General features: G+C 68.3%; 8 protein-coding genes. 7 read left to right on the forward strand and 1 reads right to left on the reverse strand.

The annotated features are described in order from the left end of the window. A partial coding sequence (locus U9978_RS23250) for a serine/threonine-protein kinase (protein WP_322763278.1) occupies positions 1-1,728 on the reverse strand: 1,728 nt, incomplete at its 3' end. 237 nt (positions 1,729-1,965) lie between these two features. On the opposite strand from U9978_RS23250, the gene sppA reads away from it, so the two are divergent. The 7 genes from sppA to U9978_RS23285 form a co-directional block, all read left to right on the forward strand. Next, the gene (gene sppA / locus U9978_RS23255) at positions 1,966-3,822 is read left to right on the forward strand and encodes a signal peptide peptidase SppA (protein ID WP_322763279.1); all 1,857 of its coding nucleotides are present in this window, start codon (positions 1,966-1,968) and stop codon (positions 3,820-3,822) included. A gap of 319 nt (positions 3,823-4,141) precedes the next feature. Beyond that, positions 4,142-5,428: a phosphopyruvate hydratase gene (gene eno / locus U9978_RS23260; RefSeq protein WP_322763280.1), complete on the forward strand. Its 1,287-nt coding sequence runs from the start codon at positions 4,142-4,144 to the stop codon at positions 5,426-5,428. A gap of 35 nt (positions 5,429-5,463) precedes the next feature. Continuing rightward, positions 5,464-5,889, forward strand: a complete 426-nt coding sequence (locus U9978_RS23265) for a septum formation initiator family protein (RefSeq protein ID WP_322763281.1) — start codon at positions 5,464-5,466, stop codon at positions 5,887-5,889. Next, positions 5,886-6,488 carry a DUF501 domain-containing protein gene (locus U9978_RS23270; protein ID WP_322763282.1) on the forward strand — a complete coding sequence of 201 codons (603 nt, stop codon included), beginning with the start codon at positions 5,886-5,888 and terminating at the stop codon, positions 6,486-6,488. The genes U9978_RS23265 and U9978_RS23270 overlap by 4 nt, the downstream gene beginning before the upstream one ends. Further along, positions 6,485-7,513 (forward strand): Ppx/GppA phosphatase family protein, encoded by a 1,029-nt coding sequence (locus tag U9978_RS23275; RefSeq protein WP_322763283.1) that lies wholly within the window; start codon positions 6,485-6,487, stop codon positions 7,511-7,513. The genes U9978_RS23270 and U9978_RS23275 overlap by 4 nt, the downstream gene beginning before the upstream one ends. Before the next feature lie 189 nt (positions 7,514-7,702). Then, a complete protein-coding gene (locus U9978_RS23280; protein WP_322763285.1) occupies positions 7,703-8,464 on the forward strand; it encodes a uracil-DNA glycosylase in 762 nt (253 codons plus the stop codon). A 123-nt stretch (positions 8,465-8,587) separates the two neighbouring features. Next, the coding region (locus U9978_RS23285; protein WP_416211115.1) for an NAD(P)/FAD-dependent oxidoreductase at positions 8,588-9,483 on the forward strand (896 nt) is incomplete at its 3' end.

The raw sequence follows: 9,483 nt of genomic DNA on the forward strand, positions 1-9,483 counted from the left end.
GGTCGCTTGATACCGAGGAAATCGTGGTTCTGTGATGTCCCAGATCACGATCGTGCCGCCGGTGGAATCTCCTCCTCCACCTCCGACCGCGAGGAATTTTCCGTCATGGCTGAATGCCAGCGCGAGCGCGGCACCGCTATTGCGTCCCAGAGTCGCGACCTGCTGTGGGTGGGCCGGGTCGTCGAGGTCCCAGAGCCGGGTCTGCGCATCATCGCCACCGGTTGCCAGCAGTTTCTTGTTCGGATGGAATGCGGTAATACGCACCGCCTGGGCGTTTCCCTGAATTATTGCCGGATTCGCCCGACCCATTGCGGTGAGCATGCTCGACCGTGCCTCGGTGGTCTGCGATACACGATAGGCAGCAAGACTCAACCGCGCTGCCAACTGCGGATCCCGCGTTCCTGCGTCGTCGGCCTGTGCCGCAAGGGATCGCGAGATCTCCACCGCATCGGGTGTACTGTTGTCCGCCCGCGGAGCACCACGAGCGTGCGTCATGAGTGCCAGGACCAGGACGGCGATCAGCATGAGGACGAGGAAAGGAATGACCGATGCCGACTGTAGCGATCGCCTGGCTGCAGGCTTCGATGTCTCCTTGCGTGCTGGCCGCTCCCGCACCGGAGTGGATGGCGTTCTCGGCATTGACATTGGCGTTGCCTGCGCCGCCTGTGCTGATGCTGCTGGCGGCGGTGGCAACCGGGCGGCAGATGATTGCTCTGGCCGGGGTGTCGGCCGGGGTGTCGGCCGGGGTGTCGGCCGGGGTGTCGGCCGGGGTGTCGGCCGGGGTGTCTGATCGGGCCGCCGTGGGGTTTCAGCTACTCGCGAGGTAGCCCTGGGAGGGGTTGCCGGGGTGGACAACTTCGGGAACGGGCTGGAGGGGTGTGTTGCGTTCCGCTTGTCGAGAAGCGAGTCGAGGATGTCACGGACCGATGGACGCTCGGTCGGCTCTTTGCGCATCGCCCGCTCGACGAGTGGCCGTAGTGTCGCTTCGAGCCCGTCGAGAATCGGCTTTTCGTCGAGCGTCCGGTACATCAGCGTGATCTCGTCACCGGTACCGAACGGTTGATTGCCGGTTCCGGCGAATGCGGTGATGCCGCCCCAGGCGAAGACGTCCGCGCTGGGGGTGATTTCCTTGCCACGGATCTGTTCTGGAGCCATGTAACCGAGGGTTCCGATGCGGGAGGTACCGCGACTGAACCCGGCGCTTGCGTCGAGGGCTCGGGCGATGCCGAAGTCGATGACCCGGGGGCCGGTCGGGGACATGAGTACGTTCGACGGCTTCAGATCGCGATGCACGATGCCGGCATTGTGAATTGCCTGCAGTGCACTCGCAACGGCGACCGCGAGCTGGCCGAGGTTACTACCGGTCATGGCGCCGTGTTCGCGGACCCATTGGGCCAGTGTGGGGCCGGAAATGAATTCGGTGACGAGGAACGGCCGCGGCGCATCGACATTGAAGTCGAGTACCTGGGCGGTGCTGAACAACGCGACCCGCCGTGCGTTGTCGGCCTCCCGTCGGAAGCGTTCGCGAAACTCCGTGTTCTCGGCGTGCTCAGCCTTGACCACTTTGATTGCCACCGGGCGACCATCTTCGGCGTAGCCGTAATAGACCGTACCCATGCCGCCCTCGCCGAGGAGGCCCAGCACCCAGTAGCGCCCGAGCCTCAACGGGTCATTGTTACGTCGTGGTTTGACGTTGGGCGGTAGTTGTGGAGGCGTTCTGCCGCTCACCATTGATCAGCGCATCCGGCGTTGATGGATGGCTCGGGGGTGGATGACCCGGGAGCGGATGCTCCAGGAGCAGGGCTGTGAGGCGAGTGCGGTGATACCCGTCGCCGAGATACCCGTCGCCGAACAGCCCGGTGTGCCCACGGCGGTGCCCGCCCCCCTTGATCCCCCGCACCGGCGCAATCCCGGCGCGATGAGAGTACCTGCTGATGCGCGTAGCCTCACCGTATGGCAGGAGGCATGGCAGGAGGCTCTGCGCGGCAGGCATGGGCGAGCGTCCACCGGGTGTATGCCGGGCGGTCCGCGCCGATCGTCCTGGAGCTTGACCTGACCGTCGACCCGACCGAGGGCGTACCCGCAGACCCGGTGGCCGCGGCCCTGACGCGTCGCCGGCCGTCCCTGCGCGCCATTGTGGACGGGTTGCGTCGGGCCGGCAACGATGGCCGCGCGTCCACGCTCATCGCGCGGATCGCCCCCTGTGGGATGCCGCTCGCGCGTGCCCAGGAGATTCGCGACGCGGTGATCGCTTTTCGGCACGCCGGTGGCACCGCCTTCGCCTATTCGGATGCATTCGGCGAGTTCGGCGGCGGGACCGTCCCGTATTACCTCGCGTCCGCCTTCGACGAGATCTGGCTCGCTCCGCCGGGGGATCTGGGCATTACCGGGGTGGCCCTGGAAACGCCGTTCCTGCGCGATGCCCTGGACCGGCTCGGGATTGAAATCCAGGTCGGCCAGCGCCATGAGTACAAGAACGCCGTCAACATGTTCGTCGAGCGTGATTTCACCGCCGCGCACCTGGAGGCGAGCGGCCGGATCGTCGCGTCCAGCCTGGCTATGATCATTGATGGCATCGCCACCGGGCGTGACCTGCCGCCGGACCGGGTCCGTGACCTGATCGACAACGCGCCGTTGTCCGGTGAGCAGGCAGTGCGCGCGGGCCTCGTCGACCGGTTGGGCTACCGCGACGAGGTATACGCCGCCGCGCGGGCACACGCCCGCCGGGCCGTGCCTGACGCCAGCGAGGGCGAGGGCGAGGGCGAAGGCGAAGGCGGGACGCTGGTGTACCTGTCCCACTACCGCCGTGCGTCGGTGCGTCGGGAGGCGTCCCGGCTGCGCGTCGCCACCCTGCCCGCGCGGGGCCCGGCGCGGTCGCAGCGGCGCCGGGTGATCGCTGTCATCCACGGGACGGGACCGGTGGTGCTCGGCCGTCCGGGCCGCTCGCCGCTGGCTGGTCCTGCCATGACCTCGGACGCGCTCACCGCCGCCTTCCGTGCCGCCGGCCGTGACGATGATGTCGCCGCGGTCGTGTTCCGCGTCGACAGTCCCGGCGGCTCGTATGTGGCCTCCGACCTGATCCGTCGGGAGGTCGAACGGTTCCAGGCGAGCGGCCGCCCGGTCGTGGTGTCGATGGGTTCGGTCGCCGCGTCCGGCGGGTACTTCGTCGCGCTCGGCGCGGACGCGATCGTGGCGAACCCGGGGACCCTCACCGGGTCGATCGGGGTGTTCGGCGGCAAGCAGGTCGTCCGGGAACTCCTGGACAAGATGGGTGTGCGCTTCGGTGCGGTCGCCGAGGGGGAGAACGCGCTGATGACCTCGCCGCAGCGCGCGTTCAGCCCGTCCGAGCGGGCGAAGCTGGAGGAGTTTCTCGACCGGGTCTACGACGATTTCGTCGCCAAGGTCGCCGCCGGTCGGGGCATGTCGCCCGAGGCTGTGCACGAGGTCGCCCGTGGCCGGGTGTGGACGGGCGCCGACGCGCGTGACCGAGGTCTGGTTGACGAGTTGGGCGGGTTCTCTCGGGCCTGCGAGCTGGCCTGGGAGAAAGTCGGCCGGCCCGGCTCGGACACCCCGCGACTGCGTCTCCTGCCCAAGGTCGGGCTGACCGACCGGCTGCGTTCTCCGCGCTCGAGTGAGGACCCTGCGGCCGCCGCGGTCGGTATGGCGGGTATGAGTGGTATAGGCGGTATCACGGGCATGGCAGGCGTGCTCGGCGGTGCGGCGTTCACCGGCGGCTGGGGTCCGCTGGCGACGGTTGCGGCGCGGGCCGGACTGCCGCTGGGCGGTCCGCTGCTGATGCCGCCGATCGGCCAGGTCACCTGACGGCCTTCGGCGTGCTCCGGCGGGCCGGTGTCCTCTAGATCACCTTGGTGTGGCATCGGACCGGTGGCGCGTCCACCGTGTCCGGATTCAGGGGCGTTCGGCGTGGCGAGCCGAACGTGCGTGGCGCGGGGCCTGCTGACGATAGTCTCGGCCGGGCCGTACATGTCGGTGTCGCCAACAGCTGGTCTCGCCAACAGCTGGTGTCGCCGATGTCCGTCCGGTCCACGCACTCGCCACAGTCGCACGCGCCAACGTCGTACTCGCAATAGTCGCACTCGCGACAGTCCCGTCGGATGCGTCACCCCGGAGGTCGAGACCCGTGCCGTCCATTGAGGCCGTACGAGCCCGCGAGATCCTTGACTCGCGTGGCAACCCCACCGTGGAGGTCGAGGTCGTCTTGGACGACGGCACTCTCGGCCGTGCCGCCGTACCCAGCGGCGCGAGCACCGGCGCCTTCGAGGCGGTCGAGCTGCGTGACGGCGACGACCGCTACGGCGGTAAGGGCGTCGGCAAGGCGGTCGCCGGTGTCATCGACCGCATCGAGCCTGAGATCCTGGGCCTGGAAGCCACCGAGCAGCGGATTCTCGACCTGACCTTGCTGGACCTGGACGGCACGCCGGACAAGTCCGATCTGGGGGCGAACGCCATTCTCGGGGTGAGCCTCGCGGTCGCCAAAGCCGCCGCGAAAGCGTCGGCCCTGCCGCTGTTCCGCTACCTGGGTGGTCCCGGGGCGCATCTGCTGCCGGTGCCGATGATGAACGTCGTCAACGGTGGCGCGCACGCCGACACCAACGTCGACATCCAGGAGTTCATGATTGCCCCGATCGGGGCGTCGACCTTTGCCGAGGCACTGCGGTGGGGCACTGAGACGTACCACGCCCTCAAAGGCGTGCTCAAGGCAGCGGGGCTGGCCACCGCCGTCGGTGACGAGGGCGGTTTCGCCCCGAACCTGCCGGCCAACCGGGCCGCGCTCGACCTGCTCGTGGAGGCCATCGACAAGGCGGGGTTCCGGCCCGGGGAGGACATCGCCCTTGCTCTCGACGTGGCTTCGACCGAGTTCTTCTCGGACGGCTCCTACCGGTTCGAGGGCGCCACGCGTACCGCCGAGGAGCTCAGCGACTACTACGCCGAGCTGGTCGCCGCCTACCCGATCGTGTCGATCGAGGATCCGCTCGCCGAGGACGACTGGAGCGGATGGGTGCAGCTCACAGCACGCCTCGGTGATGCTGTGCAGCTCGTTGGTGACGACCTGTTCGTCACCAACCCGGCGCGGCTTTCCCGGGGCATCGCAGAGAAGGCCGGAAACGCCCTGCTCGTCAAGGTCAACCAGATCGGCACCCTGACCGAGACGTTGGATGCGGTCTCGCTCGCCCATCGCAACGGCTACCGGTGCATGATCTCGCACCGATCGGGCGAAACCGAGGACACGACCATCGCAGACCTCGCGGTGGCCGTCGACGCCGGGCAGATCAAGACCGGTGCTCCGGCGCGCAGCGAGCGGGTCGCCAAGTACAACCAGCTGCTGCGCATTGAGGAAGAGCTCGACGATGCCGCCCGTTACGGTGGCGCCGCGGCCTTCCCACGCTGGTCGTCGACGGCCGGCTGATGGCAGGGGCGCGCCGTACCGCCTTGACCACCCGCATGACACTGCTGGTGGTGGTGATCTGCGTGCTCATACTGACCCTCGCCTACCCGTGGCGGCTCTACCTCCAGCAGCAGAGCCAGCTCAATGAGCTCGCCGCGCAAAACGTCGACCAGCGCAAACGGGTGGAGGCCCTGAAGACCGCGGTGGCCGGTTACGATGATCCCGAATGGACCCGGGACGAGGCCAGGACGCGGCTGCACTTCACGCAGCCGGGGGAGACGGTCTACCTGGTATCGGCGGCGGTGCCCACGTCGGCGGCGCCTGCACCCGGCGCCGCCGCAACCGAGGCACCGTGGTTCTCGCGGTTGTGGTCGGACACGGTCGGCGCGGGACAGTCCTCGGTTGGTACTCAGCCAGGCGGTGGTCAGGCGGCTTCCCGTCCGTCGGTGACGACGCCGACCCCGTCGGCCACGCCGCGATGACCGGCGATCTCGTCGGTCCGCAGCGCGGTCCAGCGGTCGGCCCGGAGCTCGGCCCGGAGGCTGGTCCAGCGGTAGGCCCGGAGGATCACGCGGTTGTCGCGCGCCAGCTTGGCCGGGCGCCGCGGGCGATGCACCGGGTTGCCCATCGGTGCTCCTGCGGCCTGCCGGACGTGGTCGAGACCTGGCCCAGGCTGGAGGACGGCACGCCGTTCCCCACTCTGTATTACCTGACCTGCCCGCGGGCGGCGTCGGCGATCGGGCGGCTGGAGGCGTCCGGCCTGATGCGGGAGATGACCGAGCGGCTCGTCGCCGACCGCACCCACGATGGCGATCTTGCTCGCAGGTATGACAGAGCGCATCGGGACTATCTGGCCCGCCGCGACGCCCTTGGCGAGCTGCCCGGCGCACCGGGTGCCGGTGGTATGCCGACCAGGGTGAAGTGCCTGCACGTGCTGGTCGCGCACAGTCTGGTGGCCGGTTCGGGGGTTAACCCATTCGGGGACGAGGCGCTGGAGCTGATGGCCGACTGGGGGGTCCGCGGGCCGTGCGTGCACGCCGGACCCGACCCCACCACCGAACGAGAGGCTGACCTGCCATGACCCGCGTGGCCGCGGTCGACTGCGGCACTAATTCGATCCGGCTGCTGGTCGCGGAGGCGGTCAGCGATGAGGCGGCCAGCGATGAGGCGGCCAGCCAAGAGACGGTAAGCGGAGCAGCGGTAAGCGGAGCAGCGGCAAGCGCAGCGAGCACCACGCCTGCGCTCAGTCGGACCACGCCGCGCCTGCACGCCCTGGTCCGCCGCATGGAGATCGTCCGACTGGGAGCCGGGGTCGACCGGACCGGCGAGTTGGCCCCTGACGCGCTGGACCGGACATTCGCGGCGCTGCGCGACTACGCCAAGGAGATCGACAGGCTCGGTGCCGCCAAGGTTCGGATGGTGGCCACCAGCGCGACCCGGGACGCCCGCAACCGGGACGTGCTGGTGGCGGGGGTGCGCTCGATCCTCGGTGTCGACCCCGAGGTGATCACCGGTGACGAGGAGGCTGCGCTGTCCTACGCCGGCGCCACCGGAGAGCTGCACGGGCATCCTGAGCCGTTCCTGGTGGCCGACATCGGCGGCGGATCGACCGAGCTGGTCCTGGGCGACGCCGACAGCGTGCACGCGGCACGATCGGTGAACATCGGGTGCGTGCGGCTGGCCGAACGGCATCTGCACGACGATCCACCCACCGCCGGGCAGCTCGCGGCGGTGGTGGCGGACGCGCACGCCGCATTCGACCTGGCCGAGCAGACGGTGCCGATCCGCTGCGCCGCGACGCTCGTCGGGGTGGCCGGAACGGTCACCACGGTGGCGGCCCTCGCCGCCGATCTACCCGGTTACGACCCGGACCGCATTCATCTGTCGGTGACCGCCGCGCCGGATGTCGTCGCTGTGACAGACCGGCTGGCGGCGATGTCGCACGCGCAGCGGGCCGCGCTCCCGGTGATGCATCCCGGCCGGGTCGACGTGATCGTCGCGGGTGCGCTGGTGCTGCGCACGTTGGTCGAGCGGGTCGGCGCATCAGCAGTGATCGCCAGTGAGCACGACATCCTCGACGGCATCGCCTTCTCCCTGCTCAGCTGATTTTGTTGCTTGATTCACTGTTCTGTTGTCGGGCGCTCTAGGTTTGTCGGTGTGGACGGGATCCGCGGTACCGAAAGTGACGTTCGTGCGGCCGATGATCGTGCGGCTGATGTCGGTTCGGCCGATGATCGCCGGCCGGTCGTGCCCGGCTCGGGCTGGCCGGGCGATCCCGCGTCGCATGCGACGCCGATGGCGCTCACCGCAGTCGAGGTGGAACGGCTGGCCGCTGGCGCGGGCGATACGGTCGAGCTGGACGCCCGGATGTCGGTCTGCCGAGCCTGCCCCCGCCTGGTCGACTGGCGTGAGGAGGTCGCGGCGCAACGGCGGGCCGCCTTCGCTGATGAGCGTTACTGGGGCCGGCCGGTACCCTCGTTCGGCCCTGCTGATGCCCGGGTACTCATCGTGGGGCTGGCGCCGGCTGCGCACGGCGGCAACCGTACGGGACGGATCTTCACCGGAGACCGCAGCGGTGACTGGCTGTTCGCATCGCTGTACCGGGTCGGGCTGGCGCAACTGCCGACGTCGGTGTCGGCCGGTGACGGTCAGCGTCTAGTCGCTACCCGCATCGTGGCCGCCGTCCGCTGCGCTCCGCCCGCGAACAAGCCGACCACGACTGAGCGGGACGTCTGTAGATCATGGCTCGTCCGGGATCTCGAGCTCCTGCGCCCAACGCTGCGCGTGGTTGTTGTGCTGGGTGGGTTCGCCTGGACGGCGTTGTGGCCGGCGCTGGCACGGGCCGGTTACCCCGTACCGCCGCGCCGCCCGACATTCGGACACGCGAGCCGGGTCGTTCTCAGGGATGAACGCGGCGGGGGTTTGGTTGTCCTCGGCTGCTACCACCCGAGCCAGCAGAACACGTTCACCGGACGGGTCACGGCCGGGATGCTCGACGCGGTGCTCGCCAATGCGGCGGGTGCGGCCGGCCTGGGCGTGCCGGTCGATGATAAATAACGGAACCACGATCACCATGGGTGTCATCATGTTGATCTCCGCGTGGTGCATGTCACGTGGATGCCCGCACCACTGATCGCGTATCACGAGGCATAGCACGGTGGTGGCGAGTACCTTTTTTGTATGAGCTTTGGACATCCTCCGCACATCCTTGTTGTGGGCGGCGGTTACGTCGGTATGTACACGGCTTTGCGTCTTCAGCGTCGACTGCGTCAGGGCGAGGCGACCGTGACGGTGGTCGAACCCAACTCGTACATGACATATCAGCCGTTTCTCCCCGAAGCGGCGGCGGGTAACCTCGAACCGCGCCATGTTGTTGTGCCACTACGTAGTGTGCTGAATGCCTGCAGGGTTGTCAGTGGCAGTGTGACCGGCATCAACCACGCCCAGCGACGGGCATATATCGCACCGAACCAGGGCACACCGTACGAACTTCGCTACGACATCCTGGTCGGGTGTCCCGGGTCTGTCGCGCGGACGCTGCCGATCCCGGGCCTCGCCGAACTGGGCATCGGTTTCAAGAGTGTGGCCGAGGCGATCCACATACGAAACAAGGTCATCGAGCGGATGGACTCCGCCGCGTCCAGCAACGACCCCCAGCTTCGGCGCCGAGCGCTGACATTTGTGTTCATCGGTGGCGGGTTCGCGGGTATCGAGGCAATCGCCGAGCTTGAGGACATGGCACGCGACGCCTGCAAGTTCTATCCCGAGCTGTCGCCGTCGGATATGCGATGGGTCATGGTCGAGGCGAGTGGGCGGGTGCTGCCCGAGGTTTCGCCGGCGATGGGTCTGTATACCTTGAAGCAGCTTGAGCACCGTGGCATTGAAATGAAAGTCAACACCCGGGTGAAAAGTCTCGTCGACGGACACGTCGTGCTCGACAGCGGCGAGGAGTTCGATGCCGAGACCATTATCTGGACGGCCGGGGTGAAAGCCCACCCACTGCTCACCAACACCGACCTTCCGCTGGACGAACGAGGTCGCATCAAGGCGACGGCGTTCCTTCAGGTGGACGGCGT

The sequence above is a fragment of the Protofrankia sp. Cr2 genome (assembly GCF_963555885.1).
Taxonomy (GTDB): domain Bacteria; phylum Actinomycetota; class Actinomycetes; order Frankiales; family Frankiaceae; genus Protofrankia.